22 protein-coding genes and 1 pseudogene are annotated in these 26,945 nt (G+C 50.0%); 15 read left to right on the top strand and 8 right to left on the bottom strand.

Going from position 1 to position 26,945, the window contains the following annotated elements; translation table 11 throughout:
* Positions 1 to 36: 36 nt before the first annotated feature.
* Complete coding sequence (locus OO017_RS16760) at positions 37 to 2,433, bottom strand: endonuclease MutS2 (protein ID WP_266053850.1); 2,397 nt, start codon at positions 2,431 to 2,433, stop codon at positions 37 to 39.
* Between the two features lie 172 nt (positions 2,434 to 2,605).
* Here OO017_RS16760 and OO017_RS16755 point away from each other — a divergent pair, with 172 nt between their 5' ends.
* The 10 genes and pseudogenes from OO017_RS16755 to OO017_RS16710 all read left to right on the top strand — a co-directional run bounded on the left by OO017_RS16755 (position 2,606) and on the right by OO017_RS16710 (position 13,310).
* A complete protein-coding gene (locus tag OO017_RS16755; protein WP_266053849.1) occupies positions 2,606 to 3,061 on the top strand; it encodes a NanQ anomerase/TabA/YiaL family protein in 456 nt (151 codons plus the stop codon).
* Between the two features lie 80 nt (positions 3,062 to 3,141).
* Positions 3,142 to 3,522 (top strand): annotated as a pseudogene (locus OO017_RS16750) (VOC family protein); the annotation flags it as partial.
* A 54-nt stretch (positions 3,523 to 3,576) separates the two neighbouring features.
* The gene (locus OO017_RS16745) at positions 3,577 to 4,971 is read left to right on the top strand and encodes an MATE family efflux transporter (RefSeq protein ID WP_266053847.1); all 1,395 of its coding nucleotides are present in this window, start codon (positions 3,577 to 3,579) and stop codon (positions 4,969 to 4,971) included.
* Positions 4,972 to 5,035: 64 nt separating this feature from the next.
* Positions 5,036 to 5,506, top strand: coding sequence for a GNAT family N-acetyltransferase (locus OO017_RS16740; RefSeq protein WP_266053846.1), 471 nt, complete (start codon positions 5,036 to 5,038; stop codon positions 5,504 to 5,506).
* 47 nt (positions 5,507 to 5,553) lie between these two features.
* Positions 5,554 to 6,354, top strand: coding sequence for a HipA family kinase (locus OO017_RS16735; RefSeq protein WP_266053845.1), 801 nt, complete (start codon positions 5,554 to 5,556; stop codon positions 6,352 to 6,354).
* The gene (locus OO017_RS16730) at positions 6,332 to 6,715 is read left to right on the top strand and encodes a DUF3037 domain-containing protein (protein ID WP_266053844.1); all 384 of its coding nucleotides are present in this window, start codon (positions 6,332 to 6,334) and stop codon (positions 6,713 to 6,715) included. The genes OO017_RS16735 and OO017_RS16730 overlap by 23 nt, the downstream gene beginning before the upstream one ends.
* Before the next feature lie 90 nt (positions 6,716 to 6,805).
* Entirely contained in the window at positions 6,806 to 7,330 is a 525-nt protein-coding gene (locus tag OO017_RS16725) for a hypothetical protein (RefSeq protein WP_266053843.1), read from the top strand.
* A gap of 93 nt (positions 7,331 to 7,423) precedes the next feature.
* A complete protein-coding gene (locus tag OO017_RS16720; RefSeq protein ID WP_266053842.1) occupies positions 7,424 to 7,840 on the top strand; it encodes a PaaI family thioesterase in 417 nt (138 codons plus the stop codon).
* 917 nt (positions 7,841 to 8,757) lie between these two features.
* Entirely contained in the window at positions 8,758 to 11,880 is a 3,123-nt protein-coding gene (locus tag OO017_RS16715; RefSeq protein ID WP_266053841.1) for a SusC/RagA family TonB-linked outer membrane protein, read from the top strand.
* 11 nt (positions 11,881 to 11,891) lie between these two features.
* Complete coding sequence (locus OO017_RS16710) at positions 11,892 to 13,310, top strand: SusD/RagB family nutrient-binding outer membrane lipoprotein (protein WP_266053840.1); 1,419 nt, start codon at positions 11,892 to 11,894, stop codon at positions 13,308 to 13,310.
* Between the two features lie 86 nt (positions 13,311 to 13,396).
* On the opposite strand, the gene OO017_RS16705 is transcribed toward OO017_RS16710, so the two are convergent.
* From OO017_RS16705 to OO017_RS16690, 4 genes are all read right to left on the bottom strand, one after another.
* Positions 13,397 to 14,644: a glutamate-5-semialdehyde dehydrogenase gene (locus OO017_RS16705; protein WP_266053839.1), complete on the bottom strand. Its 1,248-nt coding sequence runs from the start codon at positions 14,642 to 14,644 to the stop codon at positions 13,397 to 13,399.
* Between the two features lie 4 nt (positions 14,645 to 14,648).
* Positions 14,649 to 15,740: a glutamate 5-kinase gene (gene proB / locus OO017_RS16700; protein WP_266053838.1), complete on the bottom strand. Its 1,092-nt coding sequence runs from the start codon at positions 15,738 to 15,740 to the stop codon at positions 14,649 to 14,651.
* A 241-nt stretch (positions 15,741 to 15,981) separates the two neighbouring features.
* A complete protein-coding gene (proC, locus tag OO017_RS16695) occupies positions 15,982 to 16,806 on the bottom strand; it encodes a pyrroline-5-carboxylate reductase (protein WP_266053837.1) in 825 nt (274 codons plus the stop codon).
* 361 nt (positions 16,807 to 17,167) lie between these two features.
* A complete protein-coding gene (locus tag OO017_RS16690; RefSeq protein WP_266053836.1) occupies positions 17,168 to 17,947 on the bottom strand; it encodes a TIGR02757 family protein in 780 nt (259 codons plus the stop codon).
* Between the two features lie 202 nt (positions 17,948 to 18,149).
* On the opposite strand from OO017_RS16690, the gene efp reads away from it, so the two are divergent.
* From efp to accC, 3 genes are all read left to right on the top strand, one after another.
* On the top strand, positions 18,150 to 18,713 hold the full coding sequence (gene efp, locus OO017_RS16685) for an elongation factor P (RefSeq protein WP_266053835.1): 564 nt from the start codon (positions 18,150 to 18,152) through the stop codon (positions 18,711 to 18,713).
* Between the two features lie 3 nt (positions 18,714 to 18,716).
* A complete protein-coding gene (gene accB, locus OO017_RS16680) occupies positions 18,717 to 19,211 on the top strand; it encodes an acetyl-CoA carboxylase biotin carboxyl carrier protein (protein WP_266053834.1) in 495 nt (164 codons plus the stop codon).
* A gap of 113 nt (positions 19,212 to 19,324) precedes the next feature.
* On the top strand, positions 19,325 to 20,671 hold the full coding sequence (gene accC / locus OO017_RS16675) for an acetyl-CoA carboxylase biotin carboxylase subunit (protein ID WP_266053833.1): 1,347 nt from the start codon (positions 19,325 to 19,327) through the stop codon (positions 20,669 to 20,671).
* 72 nt (positions 20,672 to 20,743) lie between these two features.
* On the opposite strand, the gene OO017_RS16670 is transcribed toward accC, so the two are convergent.
* From OO017_RS16670 to OO017_RS16660, 3 genes are all read right to left on the bottom strand, one after another.
* Complete coding sequence (locus OO017_RS16670; RefSeq protein WP_266053832.1) at positions 20,744 to 21,151, bottom strand: hypothetical protein; 408 nt, start codon at positions 21,149 to 21,151, stop codon at positions 20,744 to 20,746.
* Positions 21,152 to 21,228: 77 nt separating this feature from the next.
* The gene (locus OO017_RS16665; RefSeq protein WP_266053831.1) at positions 21,229 to 21,810 is read right to left on the bottom strand and encodes a DUF3109 family protein; all 582 of its coding nucleotides are present in this window, start codon (positions 21,808 to 21,810) and stop codon (positions 21,229 to 21,231) included.
* Between the two features lie 205 nt (positions 21,811 to 22,015).
* Positions 22,016 to 23,665: an ankyrin repeat domain-containing protein gene (locus OO017_RS16660; RefSeq protein WP_266053830.1), complete on the bottom strand. Its 1,650-nt coding sequence runs from the start codon at positions 23,663 to 23,665 to the stop codon at positions 22,016 to 22,018.
* Positions 23,666 to 23,951: 286 nt separating this feature from the next.
* On the opposite strand from OO017_RS16660, the gene OO017_RS16655 reads away from it, so the two are divergent.
* Both OO017_RS16655 and OO017_RS16650 read left to right on the top strand, forming a co-directional pair.
* Positions 23,952 to 26,201: an ATP-dependent helicase gene (locus tag OO017_RS16655; RefSeq protein ID WP_266053829.1), complete on the top strand. Its 2,250-nt coding sequence runs from the start codon at positions 23,952 to 23,954 to the stop codon at positions 26,199 to 26,201.
* Between the two features lie 81 nt (positions 26,202 to 26,282).
* A complete protein-coding gene (locus OO017_RS16650) occupies positions 26,283 to 26,942 on the top strand; it encodes a DUF4290 domain-containing protein (RefSeq protein WP_266053828.1) in 660 nt (219 codons plus the stop codon).
* Positions 26,943 to 26,945: the final 3 nt, after the last annotated feature.

Genomic DNA, 26,945 nt, shown 5'->3' with positions numbered 1-26,945 from the left:
AATTCAGGAGCCTTTGCTGTTTATACTTTCTTTGCCTTATTTCAGCACAGCCAAAGTAGCACCATCGCCGCCGCGCTCTTCGGCCTCGTTACCCACACTGGCCACCTCGCGCACCGAGTATAGGTAGTCGCGCACAACCTGGCGCAGCACACCATTGCCACGGCCGTGGATGATCTTAATCTCTGGTATACCCAACATCAGCGCTTCATCCGTGAAATTCATCACTCTGGTCAGGGCCTCTTCGGCATACTCCCCACGAATATCGAGGGTGTTGGTGAAATCAGCCATGCGCTTTGTCATGTTCATGCCCCGGCTAAAGCCACCACCTGCATTTTCTGCTTTGGCCTTTTTCTGCTTAGCCACCTGCCCCTCTACCCGCTCCAGGTTATCTACCTTCACAATGGTTTTAAGGCCTCCGAAAAGTACCTCAGCAGTTTTGCCTTTGATGCTTACCACCTGCCCTACCGAGTCCTGCCCTACCAGCGCCACATTGTCGCCTTCTTTTATACTTCCGTTGGCGATGCGTTTGTGTGCTGGTCGTGGCTCCTCTTTGCGTACTTCCTGGGCAAAGGTCTCCAACTCGCGACGCGCCTCTTTGGTTTTCTCCTTCTCCGCCTGGCTCTGTTTTATCTGCTGAATGGTAGACTCTATCTTCTGGTTGGCATCTTTCAGAAGAAGTTTGGCTTTGCCCTTGGCCTCGCGCATAATGTCCTGCTTGCTGTCTTCCAAGAAGTTCTTCAGGTCGCTGTAGTCTTTCACCTGGCGCTTCAGTTTCTCTTCCAGCTTGGCTGCCTCGCGAGTCTTTTTCTCCAGTTCCTGCTTCTCCGTTTCCAGTTCCTCCAGCAATCGGTCGTAGCGGATCTTGTCCTTACCCACCAGCTTGCTAGCCCTGTCGATGATGTGCTTTGGCAGGCCGATCTTCTGGGCAATCTCGATGGCAAAGGAAGAACCCGGCTTACCGATCTCTAACTGGTAAAGCGGCTGCAGGTGCTTATGGTCGTAGCGCATGGCCCCGTTCACGATACCAGGTGTGCGCTCTGCATAGTTCTTCAGGTTGGTATAGTGCGTGGTAATGACGCCGAACACACTGCTGTCGTTCAGGTTTTGCAGCACCGCCTCGGCAATGGCACCACCAAGTATAGGCTCGGTACCGGTACCAAACTCGTCTATCAGCACCAGGCTGCGCTTATCGGCCACCGTTACAAACTTCTTCATGTTGGTGAGGTGCGAGCTATAGGTACTAAGGTCGTTCTCGATAGACTGCTCATCCCCGATATCAATAAAGATATCATGGAAGATGCCTGCTTCTGAGCCATCCGCAGCCGGAATCAGTAAACCACACTGCAACATGTACTGCACCAGGCCCACCGTTTTCAGGCTCACCGACTTACCGCCGGCGTTCGGGCCTGAGATCAGCAGTATACGCTGGTCACGGTTCAGTTCCAGGTCCATCGGCACGGTTGGTTTGCCAATCTGGCGGTGCGCCAGGTACAACAACGGGTGAAATGCCTGCTTCCAGTTAATAAGCGAGTACTTCTGCAGCGTAGGTTTAGTAGCTTCTATGCGGCGTGCAAAAGCGGCCTTTGCCCGGATAAAATCAAGCAGACCGAGGTATTGGTAAGCTTTGCGCAACTCCGGGATATGGTGTCGAAGCGTGTTGGTGAGCCCAACCAAAATCCGGATCAGCTCGCGGTGGTAAGCGTTCTCCAGGTCCTTAATATCATTGTTGAGCTCGAAGATAGACTCCGGCTCGATGTATACCGTCTGCCCCGTATTCGACTCATCGTGGATCAGGCCTTTGATGCGGCGCTTATGCTCGGCAATTACAGGTATAACCAAACGGCCACCACGGATGGTCGGCTCTACATCAGAGGGCGTCCAGCCTTCGTTTTTAGCGTGTCTAAGTATAGATGAAATAGTCTTACGCAAGACAGCCTGTTGCGCAATCAGGTCGCGCTTGAGGCGCTGCAGTTCCGGCGTGGCATCATCCCGCACGGCACCGGCATCGTCCACTACTTTATCCAAAGCGGCCAGCAGCGAGCGCTCTACACTAATATTGGCACCCAAAGCTTTCAAAGCCTCATACTGTCCCTCTTCTGGCTCCGAGATAAAGCGCAGCGAATCACGTATCGTGCGCAGCGACATCTTGATCTCGAAAAACTGCGTTACGTCCAGGTAAGTCCCCTCAATGGCAGCGCGGTCGAGGTAGGCGGTTGGGTCGTAGTAATGCTGCAGCGGAATTTCGGCATCCGACTCCAGCAGTTGTTTAAATTCTTCGGTTTGTTGCAGCAACCGCTCCACCAGGTCGTGGCGGTTCAGGAATTGCATACGGTTTACAAAGTGGCGGCCCAGCGGGCTAAGGCAAAGCTCTGAAAGCATCTCGCGCACCTGCGCAAACCCAATTTTTATTTCAAAGTTTTCTGGATAGATCAATTCTTATCTTTTAATTTACTGCAAAATTAGCAATATCTATAACAAGTAAGCAGGGCTGTTTTGTTCGTTTTTTCAGCAGTTAACCCAAGTATTTACAATGCGCTAAATACATTAAGCTTTGCGCCTCTGTTTAGGACTTTCTGATTCTATAAATTTTAACTTTTAACGCGACATGGTTCTCGACAAACTCCCCAACGCCTTACGCTATACCTGCATGCACCCGCTTTTTGAGCAGGCTTTTTGGTATCTGCAGCAAACCGACTTAATGACGGAACCCACCGGTATGCACGAAATAGAAGGCAAAAAACTGTTTGCAATAGTCTCAAATGACCGCGGCGTGTCGGAGCAGGAGTATAAACTGGAAGTGCACCGCAAGTACATCGATATCCAGTACATTATTTCTGGCACCGACCACATGGGCTGGAAAGACCTCGCCCTGTGTAGCGAACCCAATGACCCTTATAGAGAAGAGCGCGACGCGGCCTTCTTCCCTGACAGGACAGACAACTGGTTTGATGTACCGGCAGGCTCCTTCACCATTTTTTTCCCCGACGATGCCCACGCCGCCATGGTGACAGGAGAACGCGTGGTACGGAAAGTGGTGCTGAAAATTGCTGTAGAAGTATAAGTGTAGCACAAAAGACTTTACCAAACCCACTTTTACAGGGCATTGACAACGTTATTGTTCTGGTCTAAGATGTTGCGTTATCTAAGGAGTGGTATCAGGACAAGGTAGGCTTTGCCATTAGCTTAGATAATGCCGTGTCAAAGTTTGTTGTACTTGATACCTCCTGGCCGACAAGCTTAAGGCTGTGGCAAACAGAGGCAGCTATAAAGCCTGTTAAAGAGGCAGCCTCCTACCCCATCTTCAGGACACCAGACGCAGTTGCGCTAAGGCAGGAGCTTGAGCTGAAAGGAACTGTGGCAGAAGAAATGATCAAAGACGATTATGTGAGTTTCTTCTTTTTCTATGATCCTGACGGTAATGTGCTGGAAACTTGCCTGGTGCACGAAGAGAGGCCTGGATCCTCATCTGTTCAACACAAGTACTTTCTGCCTGTAAAGAACATGAAGCTTATACTTACCTGATAAGTCAAATACCTGCTGAAGCAGTAAAGACATTATACCCTGAAATCTTCTCCTATGCCCAACATAAAAGGTCTTCTGCAGCTTGTGTGGTCTGCCGTGAAGGGTCAGGAGCATGATTATACCACCCTCGGCATAAAGCAGAGCATTGTCCTCCTGGCTATACCGATGATCCTGGAGATGGTGATGGAGTCGCTGTTTGCCATCGTGGACATCTTTTTTGTAGGCAAACTGGGCTCCAACGCTCTGGCCACGGTGGGGCTCACAGAGTCGGTGCTCATGATCATTTATGCCGTGGGCATGGGCATCAGCATTGCCGCAACCGCCATGGTATCGCGGAGGGTCGGGGAAAAGAAGTATAAAGAGGCCGGGAGTATAACTTTTCAGCTGATCGTGACGGGTGTGGCCTTGGCCCTGCTGATGGGTGGTATAGCTACTTATTATGCAGGAGAAACCCTGATGCTGATGGGCGCTGCGCCGGAAGTCATCACGGGTGGCGTTGGCTATGCCCGGGTTATTTTTGCCGGTAACATTGCTATCATCCTGCTCTTCCTGATAAACGGGGCTTTTCGCGGGGCCGGTCAGCCGCACCTGGCCATGCGTACCCTCTGGCTGGCCAATGGAGCCAACATCATCCTGGACCCGCTCCTGATCTTCGGTATTGGAAGTGTAGAGGGGCTTGGGCTGGAGGGCGCGGCATGGGCCACTACCACCGGCCGCAGCCTGGGCGTGCTGTACCAGCTTTACCACCTTTTTAACGGCAGGCACCTGCTCAAGATCACGGGCAGTAACCTGGTCATCAGCCTTGGGGTAATCTACCGCATCCTGAAACTGTCTTCCGGCGGCGTGGGCCAGTACCTCATCGACTCGGCCAGTTGGATCTTCCTGACACGCCTCATTGCGGAATTCGGTAGCAATGCTCTGGCCGGCTATACCATCGCCTTCCGGGTCATTATTTTCGCGCTGCTGCCTGCCTGGGGCCTATCCTCTGCGGCAGCTACACTGGTAGGCCAGAATCTGGGTGCCAGAAAAGCTAAAAGAGCAGAACTGGCCGTTTGGCTCACAGCCCGCTATAACATGATCTTTATGGGGGGCGTCACCCTCCTGTTCTTACTTTTCGGGGAGCATCTCTCTGACTTTTTTGCCGATGATGCTGAAGTGATTAAAATAGCCTCGAAGGCGTTGCAGGTCATCACCTTAGGCTATATCTTCTTTGGGCTTGGTATGGTGATGGTGCAAGCTTTTAACGGGGCGGGCGATACCAAAACGCCCGCCTTCATCAACATCCTGGTGCTGTGGCTGATGGAAATTCCGCTAGCTTATACTTTGGCCATTTACTTTGACCTTAATTCCACCGGTGTATTCATGGCTATTGCCTTTTGCCACTCTTTTCATGCATTGGTAAGCTGGTGGCTTTTCCGGCGAGGAACCTGGAAGCAGGTAAAAGTATGATGGCGCTACTTCCCAATTTCTTGCTTATACTTGCCCTGTAAAGTATAAATCACATGAAAACCCGATGATCCAGCTCATCAGAACCGATTCCGATAATCTAGATTTCCGCAGCCTGGTTGCACTGCTGGACCAGGACCTGCGCCAACGAGACGGCGAAGAGCATGCCTTTTTTGCACAGTACAATAAGCTCGACAAGACTCACCATGTAGTGGTGGCTTACAAAGAAGGCTTGCCAGTGGCTTGCGGTGCCATAAAATACTATACAACTTGCGTTGCCGAGGTAAAGCGTATGTTTGTACAAGAGCATCACCGTGGGCAGGGCATCGCCGGGAAAGTACTGCTGGAACTGGAGCAATGGGCAAAAGAGTTAGGGTATACTTACTGCATACTTGAAACAGGCAGAAAGCAACCAGAAGCCATCAGGCTGTACGAGAAAAGTAGTTATACTTATATCCCTAACTATGGACAGTACGCCGGCGTTGAAAGCAGTGTGTGCATGCAGAAAAGCCTGTCGGCTGAAGCGGCTAAAACCTGATAATTAAGAAATCAGCCTCTATTAAATTTGAATGAGAATTCTGACCTATGAAGTATAATCCACCAGAAATAAGGACCGTGGAAGTGACGCGCTACGTCACGCCCCTGCGCGAAGGCGGTTCTCTGCCGGCCATTGTGGAAGCCGATGACGATTTCCTGTACGTGCTCAAGTTCCGGGGTGCGGGCCAGGGTGTGAAGGTGTTGATCTCCGAGCTGATTGTGGGGGAAATAGCCCGTGCATTGGGTTTTCAGATACCAGAGATCGTGTTTGCTACCCTGGACGAGGCATTCGGGCGCACCGAGCCGGATGAGGAGATACAGGACCTGTTGCGGGCCAGCGAAGGATTGAACCTGGCGCTGCACTACCTCTCCGGCGCTATCACCTTTGACCCTGTTGTAACGACTCTTGACGCTACACTAGCCTCCCAAATTGTATGGATGGATTGCCTGGTTACCAACGTAGACCGCACCGCCCGCAACACCAATATGCTGATGTGGAAGAAAGAGCTATGGCTCATCGACCACGGCGCCGCTTTGTACTTCCATCACGCCTGGAGCAACTATGAAGAACAGGCTAAAAAACCTTTTGCCCAGATAAAGGACCATGTGCTGTTGCCGCAAGCCTCTGAACTGGATGCGGTAGACAAAGCCTCCCGTGCCATACTTACACCCGAGCGCATACAGGCAATACTTGCCGCGATTCCGGATGCCTGGCTTACGGGGGTAGAGTCTCCCTTTGAAACAGCTGAGGAGCACCGCCAGGCCTACGCCACTTTTTTAGAGACCCGTCTCTCCCATTCTGAAATCTTTGTCAAAGGAGCGCAACATGCAAGAAAAGCACTTATTTGAGTACGCTGTCATCCGAGTGGTTCCTCGTGTGGAGCGCGAGGAATTCCTGAATGTGGGTGTCATACTTTTTTGCTCCGCGGAAGGTTTTCTGCAAACAAAGTATACTTTAAACGAAAAACGGCTTCTGGCTTTCTCTGATGCCATAAACTTACAGGAACTGCAGGAGCGACTGGAGGCTTTCGTAAAAGTATGCGCCGGACGCCGGCAGGGCGGCCCCATTGGCCAGCTAGGCACCGCCTCCCGCTTTAGGTGGCTAACGGCTAACCGCAGCACCATTGTGCAGACATCAGCCGTTCATCCAGGCATGTGCCATAATGCTGAAGAAACGCTACACAGGCTGCACGCCCAGCTGGTATTATAGGCATGTTTTTGTTATATATGCTTACTTTAAGCCTGTCTAATCAGCAGTAGTCGATAAGACACTATATCTTTCATTCATTTAAACTTTTTTATGAGATCAACTTTACTCACTGCACTGCTAATTTTAGCAGCATTCACCACTTCTCTGGCACAAAGCACGGACTTGACCAAACGGCCATCTACTGCCAAAATCCAGGAGGCTAAAACGATAGCTACCACCATCTTCAACGACCTGAAAAATAAGCGACATGATAAAATTGCTGATTTTATGGTAGAGAGCCTTGGTAAAAGCTGGGACTCCTCCACACGAATTAAGAATAAAAACGATTATAAAGCGAAGATGGAGATTATCAGCATGAGTCCTCCAAATGGCGTGTATGGAGATATCGGCGGATTTGACTTGATTGAAGAAGCTTACTTACCGGGCAGTGACAGATATTTCCGGCATACCTACATTACCTACCATGAAGGCAGCAAACTGGTTTGGGAGTTTCGCTTTTATATAAACAACAAACAAGAGGTAAAGCTAGATTACATTGGTTGGAGCGAGAAAAATCCATTTGAGTACCTTAGCACCTCCGATATGTTGGTTCCTCGCTACTACAATAATCAATAAAAGTACAATTAAATAAATAAGTCCCATCTTCTCTTGGCTATCTAATGTATATAAGGGTAAGATGGGGCTTATTTATTTTTAACTTCTAATCCCATGAGCCTGAAAAACGACATAGCAGCGTTCCTGGCAAAGGAGTTTCCGCAGACTAAAGTAACATTGGAAGAAGTGGGGCCGATGTCAGCCATCGTGCGGCATAAGATTGGCGTGGAGGAACTACGGCCCGGCGGCGCCGTGTCGGGCCCTGTGATGATGGCCGTGGCAGATGTTGCCCTGTACGTGGCTATACTTGGTGAAATTGGTCTGGAAGCCTTGACCGTAACTACTAACCTGAGCATGAACTTCCTGCGTAAGCCCTCCGCCGATGCTGATATAATTGGCGAGTGCCGTTTGCTAAAGCTAGGCAAACGACTGGCGGTTGGGGAGGTAACTATTTATTCGGAAGGTATGATCGAGCCCGTTGCGCACGCTGTTGGTACCTATTCTATACCGCCAAGGGTGGCAGAAGAATAAAATCTGAATGCCGCCATTCTAAGCCAACCTCAAATTCTATCAACAGGAACTAAAAAGCATTCACAAAGAGGCTTTGGTATTTAGTATTAACTCGACTTTACAGCACCCCTTCTAACCCAATGCGGCCCGGCAGGCGCTGCCCCATCCCAGGGCAGTTGCATTCCATTTTAAGTAAACATCTCAATGTTTGGTTGTCATTTTGTACAGCAACCTGGCTGAAAAAGGATGCCTCCACCCGGCAGGTTAACCCTTCACTATGTGCTACCAAGACCTTTATACAAGAGAGATTAAGTTGACTGCCGGATTTAAAGTATGGTTTGGCTCTAGAAAGCCCTATGTTCCCCGCCCCGCTCATACACTGCCCATCATCCATCCGCAATCAAGGCCAAACCTGGAATTTACTGCCATTTATCCTGTCTGTAATTTGCCAACCAGTCTGATTCAATAGCAGCACATTCGGCAACATATATGTACCGGCTACAGCAGTTAACCCAGCTTGGAAAGGCAGACTCATGACAGACTCCAGTGCCAATTTATGACAACAACTGAAAGAGTTTTCAGGATTTAAACACAGGACAAAAGGAAGCAGAAAACAGCCGTTTTTTAAATAGCATGGTGTTTTGGTAGACGTTTATAGTAACACACTAAGCATAATTATATCGATATTCTTGCAACTTTATTCAGTTGATCAACTATAATACCGTATAAACAAAATAAGTATAAAGTATACTTTAGCTTTAAAAACCTTTAGTTTTCTAATTAAAACCAAAGTTATACTTGGTTTATACATCCCCACACTACACCTGATGCCGCGCATACTGCGGCCCCTGGCTTCCACCCTGCCTTAGCAGAACAGCTACCCCAGTAGCTGTAAATGCTACCCTGGATTGTGTTAAATCAAAATAAACTGAATAATTATGAAAAACAGTTTTACCCTACTTATTCTACTGCTGCTGGTTTGTTGGGCTCCGGATGTTTTGGCCCAGGGAAGCACCGTAAGTGGCAGGGTTACGGGCGCAGAGGCAGGCATGCCTCTACCCGGCGTAAGTGTAACCGTAAAAGGCACCACCACCGGCACCACCACAGATGCAGAAGGCAATTATGAGATAACGGTTCCCGGAAACGATGCCGTGCTGGTGTTCCGTTTCCTGGGCTATGAAGCACACGAAGTACAGGTGGGCAACCAGCAGCAAATAAACGTAACCCTAAATACAGATACCCAGCAGTTGGGAGAAGTTGTGGTGACGGCGCTTGGAATTACTCGGGAGAAAAAGGCGATCGGCTACGCTTCACAGGAAGTGCAGTCGGAGGAACTGACCCAGAACCGGCAGCCCAATGTGCTGAACGCCATGCAGGGAAAAGTGGCGGGCGTAACCATATCCAGTACAGGTGGCGCACCTGGCCAGGGCAGCAGTATTCAGATACGTGGCACCAACTCCATTGACCCTAGCCGGCCGAACCAACCGCTCTTTGTGATAGACGGTATCCTGATGGATAATTCCACTTCCACCTTCGGGCAAGGGGCTGAGCTACGGGGCATGAGCAACCGCCTTGCAGACCTCAACCCAAACGACATCGAAAGTATAAACATACTTCGCGGTGGGGCAGCCACTGCGCTTTATGGCCTGCAGGGTGCAAACGGGGTGGTGGTAATTACAACCAAAGCCGGACGGCAAGGCGAAATGCGGGTTAACTTTACTTCCACGGCTGGTTATGAAGAGGTTAACAAGTTTCCGGAGATACAGGACACCTATACTCAAGGCTATGCCGGGGAATATAACCCTACCAGTTTTTGGCCGTCCTGGGGACCAACTGTAGCGGAGGCTAGGCTACTGGACCCGACTCACCCGGCCGAGCTTTACAACCACTTTGAGGATGCCTACGAGTCAGGGCACCAATTCCGCAACACCCTCTCCTTTTCGGGCGGCGGCGAAGCCCTGAACTTCTTTACATCCATCTCTCACCTGACCCACGAGGGTGTACTTCCTTTTACCGACTACCAAAACATTTCTGCCCGCTTGAACGCAGATGCTAAAATAAGTGACAAAATAAACGTTGGGGGTAACTTTAACTACATAAACTCTGGGGGCAACCGTTACAACGCCGATCGCTTTAACGAAAGCCTCAGCTACTGGTCGCCTCGCTGGGACGTAACCGACTACCGAAAGCCAGACGGCACCATGAACACCTACGGCAATAACAACCCTGTTTATGGTGCGGCCACAAACCAACTGGAAGATGAGGTGAACCGTTTTATAGGAGGCCTGACCTTTGGTTACAAACCAACCGACTGGCTGAACTTAACCTACCGCCTCGGCCTGGACACATATAGTGACGACCGCACCCGTACGGCTCCTGGCCCGCGCGGACTTCCTGATGAGCGGGTGTATGAAGACAATGAACTTGGATTTGTTCACGAGTACACCACCCGGTTCCGGGCCATCAACTCTACGTTTATCGCAACCTTAAACTCAGATTTCGGCGAAAACTTCTCCGGCACCCTACGCCTGGGCCACGACCTGTACGACAGGCAGGCTAAAAGTTTTGGAGTGATAGGCGAGGAACTGGCCGTTTACAACTATTTCAGACTTTCGAATGCCAGGTTCCTTTCTACAGAAGAAGAAGAGATAGAGTATCGCCTGATGGGTATCTTTGCTGAAGCCTCCCTGGATTATAAAGACTTCCTGTTCCTCACGCTTACCGGCCGTAACGACATCACCTCTTCCCTGGCAAGTTCTAACAGGTCGTTTTTCTACCCATCGGCAAGTATAAGCTACATTTTCTCAGAGCACCTGGACTTGCCAGATGTCATCAGCCAGAGCAAGTTGCGCTTGTCTTATGCCCAGATGGGTAAAGATGCGCTCCCCTACTCCATCTCCTCCGGCTATGCTCCCTATACTACCCTTCCTGCGGGATACACAGGTGTGACGCGAGACGAATTACTCGGCAACAGAGAGTTAAAGCCAGAGTTTACCAATACGTTTGAGGCTGGCTTGGAGATGTCGTTCCTGGAGAATAGGCTCGGCTTTGACTTTACCTACTACTACTCCCTGAGCAAAGACCAGATCCTAAACATTGATGTTGCCAACACCACCGGTTTCAGACTTGCTGCCATAAATGCCGGCGAGATGCGCAATACTGGTGTAGAACTGATCCTGAACGCTGCCCCGGTTAAGACAAACGACTTCACCTGGGATACAAAACTGGTGTTCTCAGCCAACCGCAACAAGATTCTGGAAATACCTGAGGAACTGGACGAGATTGTGTATGCGGCACAGTTTGGCTATGTAGGGTCCACGGTTACGATGCGCCTGATTGAAGGAGAGCCATATGGCAATATTTACGGCTCCCACTGGCAGCGTTACTACGGGCCAGGTGAGGAGGAAGACCCGCTATTTATAGATGAGTCACGGCCTGTCGTGATCGGCGAGAATGGCTTTCCTGTGCGGGCACCTTTATCAAGCCAAAAGATACTGGGCAACTCGCAACCCGACTGGATAGGCGGTTTCACAAACACCCTTACCTATAAAACCCTTAGCCTGACCGGCCTTCTGGATGCCCGCGTAGGCCAGGAGAAGTATAACCAGATGGATAACTTCTTCGCTGCCTTCGGCATAGCAGAGTATACTGAGAACCGCAACGATACACGCGTGTTTGAAGGGGTGCTGGCCGACGGCACGCCGAACACAAAAGAAGTATGGCTTGGCCAGGGTATTGGCCCTGACGGAGTGAACTACGGAAACGGCTATTACCGAAACTTTTACAGAGGGGTGTCGGAGAACTTCGTGGAGGATGCGTCCTGGGTGCGGCTTCGTTCGCTCACGCTGAGCTACAGCCTGCCGCAGAATTGGTTTGAGAGCATCTTTGTCCGCAACGCTTCCGTCTCGCTTACTGGCAACAACCTTTGGCTCTCCACCGACTACAAGGGCTTTGACCCTGAAACTAGCTTCTCCCCGAGCGGCAGCAACGTAGATGGTTTCTCCGGCTTCACGTATCCCGCCGTACGCAGCTACCTGTTCACCCTAAATGTTGGATTCTAAACTACAGCGGTATGAAAAAGATCTTTAGATATATGTTTGCCCTGCTGATAGTTGGGGCAGTAACCAGCCTTCAGAGCTGTGAGGATTATTTTGACCTCGAGGATAACCCCAACCTGGTGAATGACCCGCCGCTGAGAACGCTGCTCACTACTACCACACAGAAAACGGCCCTCAACAGCTATCGCGTGGCCTCCATCACATCCTATTTTGTGCAGTACCTGGCTAGCCCTACGCAGGGCAGCTCAACAGATACCTACGAGATAGCCGATTACACCAGCACCTGGGATGCGCTATACCTGGCTATGGCCGATATTTACGACATGAAGCAGAAAGCGCAGGAAGAAGGCGCCCCGGATTACGTAGGTGTAGCCGATGTACTGATGGCCTACAACCTGAGCCTGGTAAACGACATGTGGGGAGACGCCCCATACACAGAGGCATTCGTTAATACAACACTCACTCCATCCTTCAACTCTGCAGAAGACCTTTACCAAGAAACGTTGCGGCTGCTGGACGAAGCCGTGGTGGAGTTGAGAAAACCAGAGTCAAGTGTAATTCTGGACCCGGTAAATGACCTGATACACAGAGGCGATAAGGGTAAATGGATTAAGACGGCCTATGCTCTTAAGGCAAGACAACTGAATAAACTGAACGGCACCTCGTCCTATGCCCCCCAAGCTGTGTTAAATGCCGTAGACAGCTCCTACACCTCCAATGCGGATAACGCCGATATGGCTTTTTTTGAAGAGCGTAACCCCTGGGCGGAGGTTGCTCTGGACAATGAGAATCTCCTGCTAGGAGGTTGGCTGTCGGAGCAACTGATAGAGCACCTTAATGGTACTACTTTTGCGGTGGAAGATCCGCGCTTGCCAAACATAGCTGAACCGGACACAAGCGGTAATTTTGTAGGCACGCCTAACGGCACGGGCAATATTGGCCCAGCCAATAACACTATAAGGGATGAAAGCTACATTTCCCGCAACTCCCCTTTAACTGCTGATGATGCCCCACTTACAATCATATCCTATCCGGAGGTAAAAATGATAGAAGCTGAAGCCGCTCTCCGTGCCGGGGAAACTGAAAGAGCTTATATCGCATACCTTGACGGGATAGAGGCAAGTATGGAATTGCTGGAGGTAGCTCCGGCAGAGGCCAATGCATACCTTTCTGCCCCACAGGTAGCTGTTGGAGCAGGGGCCTTAACCCTTGCTGACATTTTCCGGGAGAAGTATGTTATCACCTACCTCAACCCGGAAGCCTGGAACGATGCCCGCCGTTTCGATTACCAGTATGCAGGTTTTACCTTACCTGAAAACGCTGCACTGCCTACTTTTATACGCAGAGTAGTCTACCCTTCCGGCGAAACATCTAAAAACCCCAATACGCCTGAGGTAACAGACCTGGCAGACCCGCTCTGGTGGGACCAGTAAGAAACTCTCTTACAAAGTATAAAACAGCAAGGGCCGCTACAAAATAGCGGCCCTTGCTGTTTTATACTTTGATTGTGCCTTTAAACTTAAGGCCTCACCTGTCCATTGCCCTTCACTACCCACTTGTAACTTGTAAGTTCGTCTAGCGCCATAGGGCCACGCGCATGAAGCTTCTGGGTGCTTATGCCGATCTCGGCGCCAAGGCCAAACTGCGCGCCATCGGTAAATGCGGTTGAGGTATTAGCATACACAGCGGCTGCATCCACAGCCTTCAGAAAGTGCTCTACGTGCTCCTCCTTATCCGAAATAATGGCCTCGCTGTGCTGCGAAGTATACGTATTGATATGCTCAATGGCCTCATCCAGCCCGGTAACTGTTTTAACCGACATCTTCAGCGACAGGAACTCTGTTCCAAAATGCTCCTCGGTTGCCTGTTGCAGCATGTAATCCGGGTAACTGTCTTTCAGGGCAGCATGGGCTGGCGCATCGGCAAACAACTCCACTCCTTTCTCTGCCAGCCCCTTCCCGATCTCCGCCAGATCCGGCAGCCGATCCTCATGTATCACCAGGCAATCCAGGGCATTACACACACTCACACGGCGTGTCTTGGCATTTACCACAATGTCTTTCCCGCGCTGCAGGTCGGCATAGGCATCAAAGTAAGTATGCACAATACCGGCCCCGGTTTCAATCACTGGCACTTTAGAGTTCTCTCGTACATAGTTGATCAGGCCCTGGCTACCGCGCGGGATGATAATGTCTACATAGTCTACGGCATGCAACATTTTGTGAGTCGCCTCCCTGTTAGGCGGTAGCAGCTGTACAATATCCTTGTCGACGCCGTTCTGCCCCAGCACCTCATGTATCAGCTTTACAATGGCTGCGTTGGAGTCTTTGGCATCGCTGCCGCCTTTCAGCAGCAAGGCATTGCCAGAGCGCAGGCACAGGCTGAACACATCAAAGGTTACGTTGGGGCGCGCCTCGTAAATAATACCGATCACACCTAGCGGCACGGATACTTTCTTCATATCCAGGCCATTATCCAGGCTGCGCTCCGAGAGCACTTTGCCCAGCGGCGAAGGCAGGCTGGCGACATTACGGATATCAGCGGCTATACTTGCAATGCGCTCCGGCGTCAGCTTCAGCCGGTCATACTTCGGGTCGCTGGTTTCCATCCGCTCCAGGTCTTTCTGATTGGCGGCAAGTATAGTATCCGTCGCCTCCACGGCTTTCGTGGCCAGGTCCTCCAGCACTTTTTTAATCTTATCTTCCGAGAGCATGTTCAGCTTTCGGCTGGCCTGCTTTACGCGTTTAAAAATCTGTTGTAGTTCCATAGTTTTATAGGGTATGGTATTTAAATAAGTATAAGTAATCGTAGTGGATGATCGGTTTCTGGTTGCTCACCCCCACACTAGAGGCGGCTTTGCGTGATCCGTACTCCGCTTTTCCGAGCCCCAGCTTCTGTCCATGCTCATCCTTAATGCGGATAATATCGCCTTTGGAAAAATTTCCGGAGATGCCCACCACACCCACTGGCAGCAGGCTGGCGGCTTCGTCGGCATGCAGGGCCTCTTTGGCTCCCTCGTTCACGATCACCTCTCCTTTTGTATAGTTATCGCTGTGGGCCACCCACTTCTTAGGGTTTGGCTTGCACGATTCCGGCTCAAAATATGTCGCCTTCAGCTGCTTGTTATAAAAGTCCAGCAGCACGTTTTCGCGGTTACCGTTGGCGATGAACACGTGTATGCCCAGGTATGCGGCCTTCTTGGCCATCTTCATTTTGCTGCCCATGCCCCCCCGGCCAAAGCTTGACTTGGAGGAGGCAATGTAGCGGCTCACGCCCGAGGTTCTGCGCCCAACGCGCTCTATCAGTTTGGCATCCGGGTCATTGGGATGGCCTTTGTAAATGCCATCCACATTGGTAAGCAGGATGAGGGTATCCGCGTCGATCATGGCCGCGGTCATACTTGCCAATTCATCGTTATCGGTAAACATCAGCTCGGTTACGGCCACGGCATCGTTCTCGTTAATGATCGGGATAATATCGTGGTTAATGAGGCCAAGCAGGCAGTCTTTGATATTAAGGTAGTGGCGGCGCGACAGGAAGTCCTGCGGCGTTACCACGATCTGCGCAATCTGGTGCCCCTCCTGCTGGAACAGCTCCTTATAAGACTGCACAATGTCGATCTGGCCAACGGAGGCGAGTATCTGCTTCCGCACGACAGACTCTGTTTTGTCTTCTATCTTGATGTTATTTCTTGCAAAGGCCACCGCCCCCGACGAAACCAGCACCACCTGGATGCCCTGTTTCTTCAGGAAACCGATTTGTTTGACAAGAGTAGCCATGCGTTGCCTGTCCGGCGAGCCATCCTCCTGGGTTAGCACATTAGAACCGACTTTAACGACAACTAGCTGTGGCTGATAATCCATAGTTATTTGAATTTGTTTGACAATAGGTTAGCTGCGACAACAGACTGGCCTGTTCCGCAATTAGGATGCATAAAATCGTGGTGATTTATACTTTGGAATGAGGAAGTATAGGCAGTAAGAAGCCTCCTCAACGACGCACAAGCGAACGCCTGCGCTAGAAAAAAAAGCTGTTCTGCAGCAGTATGATCGGAGCAAACAGCTACCGCACCTGCCACAGAACAGCTTCTATCAACTCAATGTATTAAACAGCTTCTTTCTCCCGCTGCTCCTTCAGGTCCAGGATACGCTTGTGTGAGCCTACCAATCCTTTGATTACGGCAGAGCTCAGGCCCTGGTGCTCCATCTCGTTCAGGCCGGTAATAGTGCAGCCCTCCGGAGTGGTCACTTTGTCAATCTCCTGCTCCGGGTGCGATTTATTAACTGTGAGCAAGGTAGAGGCACCTTTACTTACCTGCACGGCAATTTTCTGGGCATCCTCGGCATCCAGGCCAAGTTGAATACCGCCCTGTGTTACGGCACGGATAAAGCGCATGTTAAAGGCAATGCCACTGGAGCAAAGCACCGTAGCACCGGCCATCAGTTCTTCCTCTATCACCAGGGCTTCCCCTAGGCAGTTGAAGATCTCTTTTACCTGGTCCTCCACCGTGGCCGCCTTCTCATTAAAGGCCAGGCACGTCATGGACTGGTGCACGGCAATAGCAGTGTTGGGCATGCTACGCACAATGGCAAAATCTCCCACTATTTCACTTATATTCTCTATGGTGATACCCGCAATAACGCTTAAGAGCACGTGCTTCTCGGGATCTAGGTAAGGCAAAATCTCATTCAGGACATTCTCTAAGTGTGCCGGTTGCACGCACAGCATCACGAAGCGGCTGTTCTTTACAGCAAATTTGTTGTCGCTGGTTACCTGAAGGCCCTGGTCTTTTAAGTATTGTAATGATTTCGTGTTTCTCCTGGTTACATAGATGTTTTCCGGTTGGTACTGTCCGTTGCTTAATAGTCCTTCTGCAATTGATTTACCAAGGTTACCTGCTCCCAGGATAGCTACGTTATCTGTATGCATTCTGTGTGTTTTATTTTGTTTCTGACAGCGCGTTATGAGTTTTGCGCTGTACTTTAAATAATTATTCCAGCCACAAAAGTACAAAAACCAATCCAAAACCCAAAGCCACACAAAGGCCACCAAACACACCAGAAGCAAGCACAATAGTATTATCCGCACATTTTAACCATCGGAAAAATTATAAATAACCCATCACGCAGCCACATCAAACTATAAGTATAAACCAGGTTAATTTGATACCTCAGGGGCACTGAGGAGCTATATTAGCGGAGGCTAGTACCGATGTAGCTACAGTAAAACCTGTCTGCTCCGCTTTCTAAAACAACTTGGGATTTCTGCAGAATCTGTAGAGGTCAAAAAATCAGAATTTTTCCTCAATCCCCAACCCAAAGAGAGCAAAATCATACTTCACCGGGTCTGCCGGGTCAAAGGTGCACAGGTGTGTGGTCAACTCTTCGGCCGTGTCCCAATCCATTCCTTTGCGCGTGATGAGGCCAAGCTTTCGAGCTACCCGTTCCACGTGCACATCACAGGGGCAAATCAAGTCACTCATAGGTATCGCGTTCCAGATGCCAAAGTCAACGCCAGCAGCATCTTTGCGCACCATCCAGCGCAGGTACATGTTCAGGCGCTTGCAGGCCGATTTACGGGCCGGCGTGGCAATGTGCTTGCGCGTGCGCTGCGGGGCATCCTCCAGGCTAAAAACCAGATTATGAAAGTACACTAGTCGGTCCCTCATTGTTTCCAACTCGTTGTTCTCTCCGGTAAAAGCTGTTTCCAGGCTCTCGTGCTGGCTATAATACCACCTGAAGAAGTGCAACAAGTATAAGAGGTCCGTATCATTAAAGGTGCGGTGCTTAAAGCCAAGGAAGCGCTGCAAGTCCTGCTCCTCGTGCTGAAGTATAAACTCAAGCGGGGCATTGTCCATCAGGTTCATCAGTTTAACACAGTTGTTGATGATGGTCTTGCGCTGCCCCCAAGCAAGTATGGCCGCAAAAAAACCGCTGATCTCGATGTCCTGCTTTTTGCTGAACCGGTGCGGGATGGAAACCGGGTCGTTTAGGATAAAGTCAGGCTGGTTATACTTTTCGACTCTATCATCAAGTAATTCTTTTACGGAGGTGATTTCAGGCTGTATCATGCTAGGGGTTTATACTTATATCAGGAAACCGGCGGACCGGAACCTGAAAATTACGGCATCCGGCATCTTTCTGTAACTATATCGCAGGTTTATCCGCTGTTTATAACGACTTTTTCAGGAGATTAACTAATTTTGTTTTGCAAGACAGCAAAAACAAACATAGTTTTACCTCTTTATTAAGGATACAAATTAGTTAACTTATATGGCAACCACAGCTGATATTAAAAACGGCGTTGTAATTGAGTATAACAACGACCTTTACGTGGTAATTGATTTTCAGCACGTAAAGCCGGGCAAAGGTCCGGCATTTGTTAGAACCAAACTGAGAAACGTTAGAACCGGCAAGGTGCTGGACAACACTTTCTCGGCAGGGCACAAGATAACGACTGCCCGTGTAGAGCAACGCCCGCACCAGTTTATCTTTAAGGATGACCTGGGCTACCATTTCATGGACCTGAATACATTTGAGCAGGTTGCATTAGACGAGGCTATGGTGCCGTTTGCGGACCTGATGAAAGAGGGGCAGGAAGTAACGATCCTTTACCACGCCGAAAACGAGACCCCGCTGACTTGCGAGATCCCTCCGTTCGTGGAGCTGACCATTACGTATACGGAGCCAGGCCTGAAAGGCGATACCGCCACCAACGCCTCCAAACCGGCCATCGTGGAAACAGGTGCTACCATCCAGGTGCCGCTGTTTATCGGACAGGACGAAAAAATCAAAGTAGATACTCGTACGTACTCATACGCAGAAAGAGTTAAATAAAACATGAAAGCGAAAGAAATCCAGGACCTCATCGACTTTATCGCCAAATCTGGCTTGAATAAGGTTAACATTGAAACAGAAGAGTTTAAGATCTCAGTTAAGCGTGATCCGGACCAGAATGTAACGTATGTGAAGGACACAGGCGCTGCGCACGCAGCCCACGCCCCTACTGCCCCTCAGGCTGCTCCGGCCCCGGCCGCTGCACCAGCTGCTCCGGCACCAGCCCCGGCCGCCGCACCTGCATCAGACGAGAGCAAGTATATTGCTATCAAGGCCCCTATGATCGGAACGTTCTACCGCGCTGCCAGCCCGGAGAACCCGTCTTTCGTGAACGTGGGCGATGAGGTGAAGAAGGGCCAGGTTATCTGCATCATCGAGGCGATGAAGCTGTTTAATGAGATCGAATCAGAAGTATCGGGCAAGATCGTGAAGGTGTTGGTAGACAATGCCTCACCGGTAGAGTACGATCAGCCGCTGTTCCTGGTAGATCCTAGCTAATTCATTGGTTTGAAAATGTGAAGATTAGGAAATGGAGATGATATTGATTGTCTCCATTTTCATGTCTTTTTCACAGTAGATCTCTACATTTCCAAATCTACAAATCAGAACTTATGTTTAAAAAGATACTAATCGCCAACCGAGGCGAGATTGCGCTCCGTATTATCCGCACCTGCAAGGAAATGGGTATCAAAACGGTAGCTGTGTACTCTACAGCAGATAAGGAGAGCCTGCACGTGCGCTTTGCTGACGAGGCTGTATGCATAGGCCCCGCTCCGAGCTCACAGTCTTACCTTAACATCCCGAATATTATCGCAGCAGCGGAGATCACCAACGCTGATGCCATACACCCAGGCTACGGCTTCCTGTCTGAGAACGCTGAGTTCTCCCGCATCTGTGCCGAAAACGGAATTAAATTCATCGGTGCCTCCCCTGATATGATTAACCAGATGGGCGACAAGGCTTCTGCGAAGGACACCATGAAAAAAGCCGGCGTGCCTACCATTCCAGGGTCTGACGGGTTGCTGAAGAATGTGGAGGAAGGCCTTAAAATTGCCCAGAAAATAAAATACCCAATTATCCTGAAGGCAACTGCAGGTGGCGGTGGCCGTGGCATGCGCATCGTAAACAACGACTCCGAATTTGAAAAAGCATGGAACGATGCCCGTACGGAAGCTAAGGCAGCTTTCGGAAACGACGGCATTTACCTGGAGAAATTCGTGGTGGAGCCGCGCCACATCGAGATACAGCTGATCGGCGACCAGCACGGTCAGGTTGCGCACCTATCTGAGCGCGACTGCTCTATTCAGCGACGCCACCAGAAACTGGTAGAGGAAACACCTTCCCCGTTCATCACGGATGAGCTTCGTGAGAAAATGGGCGAAGCGGCTGTAGCCGGTGCCAAGGCCATCAACTATGAAGGTGTAGGTACCATCGAGTTTCTGGTAGACAAGAACCGTGACTTCTACTTTATGGAGATGAACACGCGTATTCAGGTGGAGCACCCGATCACAGAGGAAGTAATTGATTACGACCTGATCAAGGAGCAGATTAAAGTGGCCGCCGGTCTGAAGATAACAGGCAAAAACTACTACCCGAAGATGCATGCCATCGAGTGCCGCATTAACGCCGAAGATCCGAAAAACGGATTCCGTCCGAGCCCGGGCAAAATTACTACCCTGCATATGCCGGGTGGACACGGTGTACGCGTAGACTCGCATGTGTATTCTGGCTATACCATCCCGCCTAACTACGACTCTATGATCGCAAAACTGATCGTAAGTGCGCAGACGCGTGAGGAGGCCCTGGTGAAAATGAAACGCGCCCTGAGCGAGTTCGTGATTGAAGGCATCAAAACCACGATCCCTTTCCACCTGAAGCTGATGGACGACAAAGGGTTTAAGGAAGGTAACTTCACAACGAAGTATCTGGAAGATTTCGACTTCGGTTCGATTGAGTAACAGGTACTTAAAGCAAAAAAAGCAGCCATCGAACAATGGCTGCTTTTTTTTTGCTTCATCATACTTTGGATATTAATTCATTAACCAAGTGAGTGCTTCCGCCGGACTGGTAAAATTCTTCACATCAAACTTAGTTACCCCAAGCGCCTCCGCCCTTGTTACCACAGATTCAAGGGCGATTCTATGGTACACCTCACTAGGCAGCACCCTGGCAAGTCTTTTAAGCTGGGTTTGCGACAAAAGCTCGTAGAATTTGCTTGACATCCAGTCTTTAGACTCGGTTGAGAGTGAGGTTAGAATACGTGCATCGGCAATTGCTTTCTCCACCTTACACTCGCGCAGCACCTCATAAAGCTTGGTTCCTCCTGCAATAAGCTCTTCAGTACTTACAGGTCTAAGCCAAACGGACTTCAACAGGTTCCTATCAGTATCAACTTCTATCTTATAAAAGCCCGAATCATACTTTTTTTCAAGAGACATAGCACAGGGATGTAAGTTGTACAATAATATGTAGTTTAAAATTCACGGCCATGCTTTCTGAAAAAAAGCAGATGGTTTTAGTTTCCAGTAGTTGTTTCTTCGTTCTCCATCAGCTGCTCCAACTCACTGTACCAACCTTCGCCATACTTGCGGATAAGGGGCTCTTTCAAGAACTGGTACACGCGTACCCCGAGATCCTGGCCAAAACTGCAGGCGGAGCTGCAAATGCCCCAGCGGTCGTAGTTCAGGGCTTCAAAACCATCATATTTCGTTATCCGGATTGGGTAAAGGTGGCAGGAAATCGGCTTCTTCCATTCTATCTTGCCATCATAGTAGGCTTGCTCAATGGCGCACTTCAGGGTGTTGTCGGTGTCGTAAATAGCGTAGGCACACTCCCGGTTGCCAATGGTTGGGGTAGAGTAGTCGCCCTCCCAATCTTTTATGTACAGCCCCTGCTCCTCCACCGCCTTTAAACCGGCAGCAGACATATAAGGCTTCACGTGCTCGTAGCTATCCTTCAGTATATCCAGTTCGTACTCATCCAGCGGCGCACCCAGGTCGCCTTCCACGCAGCAGGCTCCTTTACACTTCTCAAGGTTACACACAAAAAACTGGTCGCGCACATCGTCACTGATTACGGTATTCTGAAGGACTATCATAGTTGAATCACGAAATAAAAAAGGGCTGAAGTATAAGCTATATGCCATACTTCTCCCAGGCTAATGGAAAGACAAAGGTAGGCAGAAAATAGTTTAAAAGATGCTGTTTGCGGAGAAGGTATACTTGCCAGGCGTCCGTAGCTTAGCAACAAAAAGCAGAGGTGCGAGTTATGCACCTCTGCTTCCATTATATATTATTCAGAAATCACTCTTGCTTCTCTGGGGAGCCGGCAGCTAGCAACATGTTTTGCACGTTCTCGTGCTTGGTGTAGTCTATAGCAGCTTTACCGGAATTATCGGTTACGCTAACGTCAGCATTGGCTTGAAGCAGCGCAAGTATGATTTCGTAGTTCGCATCTATCTCGCAGGCGAGCATAAGCGGCGTCTTGCCCTCGTTGTTTACCACGTTGGGGTTGGCACCGGCCTGCAGCAGTTTCTCAAGCTCCAGAATACCGATATGCTGCCCAATGGTAGCGTGCAGGGCCTGAGAGAGCACCGTGTTCCCCTCCTTATCTTTGATGTTAGGGTCTGCCCCATGCACCAGCAAAGTATCCAGCAGTTGCACCTGCTCATTCTCATAAAACTCTGTTCTGATGCGCGAACTGCTCACCACATAATGCAAAGCTGTTTTACCATTTATATCCTGCGCATTTACGTCTGCTCCTTTTTTGATTAGCAGACTAGCCGCTTTCAGCCGTGCCTCCGGTTCATACTCAACACCATAATCCTCCAGCAGCATCGGGATGTACAAGGCATGCATCAGTGGCGTACGCTTCTGCAAATTAGCCTCGTAATCATCTGGCTGGTCCTGCGCATTGGCGTCTCCGCCTGCAGCAAGGGCACGCTTGATCATCTCAGGGTCGCGGTGTAGGGCACCGATCACTACTTTCTGGTTTGGTGTCTGGTTAATGTACAGCAGTTGTTCATAGGCACTCATACTTCCTTTCGCCACCGCTTTCCGGTACAGTTTGCGGGCATCATCCACCTTAACCTCGCCAAGCGTACCTTCTTCATATAAAAGCGCCATTGTATACATCGACTCGCGCTCACCGGCCTCTATGCCCTTTTGCAGCCAATAAGCAGCTTTTTCTTTGTCTTTTTCCACCCCTTCGCCGTTCAGGTAAAGGTTTGCCAGTGAGGCGTAAGCCACTACGTCATTGGCATCGGCGGCGCGGCGCAGGTAGTTAAAGGCCAGCGAGTGGTTCTTCATTTCGCCGTAACCGGTGTAGTACATACTGCCCAAAATACGGTTACAAAAGGCATCGCCATCCACAGCCTTCTCTCTTATGGTGATGGCCGCATTGCGCATGCGCTGCAGAAAGCGTTGCATGTCATCCTCGTTGCGCAAGGTCATCAGCTCAGCCATGCCAAGGTTCGCCAACACGCTACCGCTGTCCAGTGCTGCCTGATAATAATATTGCGCGGAGTCGCGGTTGGCCGAAAAATACTTCTCGGCACTCTGTATCTGCTTCACCGTGTCTATCTCCACAGAATCATACTTCAGTTCGCGGTACTGGTGCATACGCCCCAGAAAATAATAGGCGTCATACTCCCCTGCTGCCGCCGCGACCCTGAATTTCTCCTGCGCCTTCTGATAATGGAGCGAGGTATAATAGTACATGGCCTCATCCATGGCAGGCGTGCGCCAGACACGCCTTATAACCGGGGCCGGCGCAGCTCCTGTTACCTTTTTCGCGGTAGAAGAGTCTTTTACTAAAGCAGAGGTTTTAACCGCATCGGTGCCCACAGGGCTTTTCTGTGCTACCCCAACATGGCTAAGCCCCCCGAGCAGGCAAAAGAGAAAAAGTTTTATCAGGGTTGCTAAGCGATACTTTATAATTTGATGATGTCTCAAGGTATCCTGTATTATGTTCTGGTCTTTTGCAAAAGTAAGCGCTATAGGCCTTTAAACAAAAACACGGCCAAATCAGCATAAAATTCCAAGGCTACAGCAAATGTTATACCTGCCCTTTAGCTAAACGCTTTAGGCACAGAAGGTGTTCATATAACAGGTGGTTTATACTTTATACTACCCTAAGTATAAGTTAACCCGATTAATGAGCCTAAAGAGCAGATGCAGTTCTGAAAAAGGAATTGTATTTCGTAAATTGCAAGGATTTAAAGCACGCGGAAGAGAAGAAATGGATTATATAAGTTTACTGAACGAGTCGCAGCGCGCGGCGGTGCTGCACACCGACGGACCAGCCATGATTATTGCAGGCGCAGGCTCAGGCAAAACAAGAGTATTAACGTATCGTATCGCCAACCTCATCAGTCAGGGGGTGGATCCCTTTAATATACTTGCCCTAACATTTACCAATAAGGCGGCCAAAGAAATGCGCCACCGTATTGAGAAAGTTATCGGCAACGAGGCAAAGAATATCTGGATGGGCACATTCCACTCGGTATTCTCACGCATCCTTAGGGCCGAGGCGGAGAAGATAGGTTACCCTAAAAGCTTCACTATTTACGATACAGACGACTCCAAGACACTTATTCGCAACATTGTGAAGGAGATGAACCTGGACGATAAGCTGTATAAACCAAACGTAGTACTGGGCCGCATCTCCTCTGCCAAAAACAAGTTGATCTCAGTAAAGCAGTACCTCAACGATGCTACCATACAGGCCGACGACGAAGCGGCCATGCGTCCTAAAATCGGCAAGATTTACGAGTTGTACCAGAACCGCTGCTTCCGCGCGGGCGCCATGGACTTCGACGACTTGCTGTTCAACACCAACGTGCTCTTTAAAGACCACCCGGACGCACTAAACAAGTACCAGAACATCTTCAAGTTCGTGATGGTGGACGAATACCAGGACACGAACTACTCGCAGTACCTGATCACGCGCAAGCTGGCCGCTCAGAACCGCAATATTGTGGTAGTAGGCGATGATGCGCAATCTATTTATGCCTTCCGTGGGGCTGATATCCAGAACATCCTGAATTTTGAGCGCGACTACCCGGAACTGCAGGTATTTAAGCTGGAGCAGAACTACCGCTCCACCAAGAACATCGTGCACGCTGCCAACTCGGTTATCAAGAATAACACGGCTCAGCTTCGCAAAGATGTGTTCACAGACAACGAGCAGGGGCCGCTTATCGAGGTGATCAAGGCCAACTCGGATAACGAAGAAGGTAAGCTGGTAGCAACTACCATATTCGAGGAGAAGATGAACAACCACCTCTCCTACGACGACTTCGCCATACTTTACCGCACCAACGCGCAGTCCAGGGCCATGGAGGAAGCTCTGCGCCGCATGAACATCAAGTATAAGATCATCGGGGGCCTGTCTTTTTACCAGCGCAAGGAGATAAAGGACCTGATCGCGTACCTGCGCCTGACGGTGAACCCGAACGATGAACAGGCACTGCGCCGCGTCATCAACTACCCGAAAAGGGGTATTGGCGAGACAACCGAACAGAAATTGTTTGTAGTGGCCAATGATACCAACCATAGTGTGTGGGAGGTGGTGCAGAATGCGAGCGAGTTTCTTGGGAACCGTGTAGGCCTGACGATTGAGAACTTCTCCATCATGATCCGCGATTTTGCCCGCATGGCAGAGCAGCATGATGCCTTTGAGGTAGCCAAGCATATTGCCAAGCAGTCTAAGATTGTGGATGAACTGTACCAGGACAAAACAGTAGAGGGGCTGGCACGTTATGAGAACATACAGGAACTGCTCAACGGTATAAAGGAATACGTGGACGACCCGGAGAAGGAGGATAAAAGCCTGTCAGCCTTCCTGCAGGACATCGCCCTGATTACGGATGCGGACACCAAGGCAGACGATGACGGGGAGTTTGTAACCCTGATGACGATACACTCAGCCAAGGGCCTGGAGTTTAAGAATGTGTTTATTGTGGGCATGGAGGAAAACCTCTTCCCGAGCCAGATGATGCTGAACTCCCGCGCTGACCTGGAGGAGGAGCGTCGCCTGTTTTACGTGGCCATCACCCGCGCCGAGAAAAAACTATACTTAACCTACGCCACCAGCCGTTACCAGTGGGGCAACCTGCGGGCCTGCGAGAAGAGCCGCTTCCTCGACGAGATCGATCCGAAATACATTAACTTTAAGTATGGCGAAAGCCACGCCAGCGGAGGAAATGTTTTTGACAGGGTGCTGCAGCGCAAAAGCAGCATCAGCAGCCTGGTACAGCCACCGGCACGCAAGCAAGCCGCCAGCAATTACACCGCCCCTGCCGACTTTAAACCAAGCGATACTTCAAACTTGGCAGCAGGTATGAAAGTAGAGCACCCTAAGTTCGGTTTTGGCGTAGTAAGCAAGATGGACACACAGGGGAACAGCACCAAAGCAATCATTAACTTTGATGAGGTGGGCGAAAAAACCCTGCTCCTGAGCTTTGCCAAGCTGCGGATACATGAATAATGGTTTCGCTCAGTCAAAATTCATCGTCCGGCGTAATATATAATTCATAATCCCTATTTTTGAATTTCATAAAAAGATATAATGGAAGCGAGTACCTCCTTTAAACAAGACCTTTTGCTGCGTGAGTACGGCCGCAATGTGCAGGACCTGGTAAATTACATTACCAAGGTTGAAGACCGAAACGAGCGTACGCGCCTGTCGCAGCTGCTCATAAACCTGATGGCCAAGCTAAACCCACAGCTGCGCGACACCCAGGATTACCAGCAAAAACTGTGGAACCACCTGTTCGTGATGTCTGGCTCTACGCTGGATGTGGATGCCCCTTACAAGCTTAGCGCCATGGAGTACCTGAACGACAAGCCGCAGCCGATGGAGTACCCGCTGAGCACGCCAAAGTATAAGCACTACGGACAGAATGTGGAGCTGCTGGTACAGCGCGCTACCGAGCTTACGGAACCAAAAGAGCGTGAGGCTGCCATTATTTCCATCGGCAAGCTGATGAAGACGCTTTACAAGTCTTACAACAAGGAGAATATTACAGATGATGTAATCCTGGGCGATATCCGTGACATCTCTAACGGGAAACTGGACATGAACCTGCAGTATATTGAGAGCAACAACCTGTTTGAGTCTAACCCAAGCGGCGGCAGACAGCAGGATAGCAGCTACCAGCAGCGTTCACAAAGCCAGAACCCACGCAACAAGAAAAGTAACCGTTCCTCTAATCAAAGAAATAAGTAATAC

The sequence above is a fragment of the Pontibacter anaerobius genome (assembly GCF_026241195.1).
GTDB classification, from domain to species: domain Bacteria; phylum Bacteroidota; class Bacteroidia; order Cytophagales; family Hymenobacteraceae; genus Pontibacter; species Pontibacter anaerobius.
This window is presented reverse-complemented; position numbering and strand designations above follow the sequence as displayed.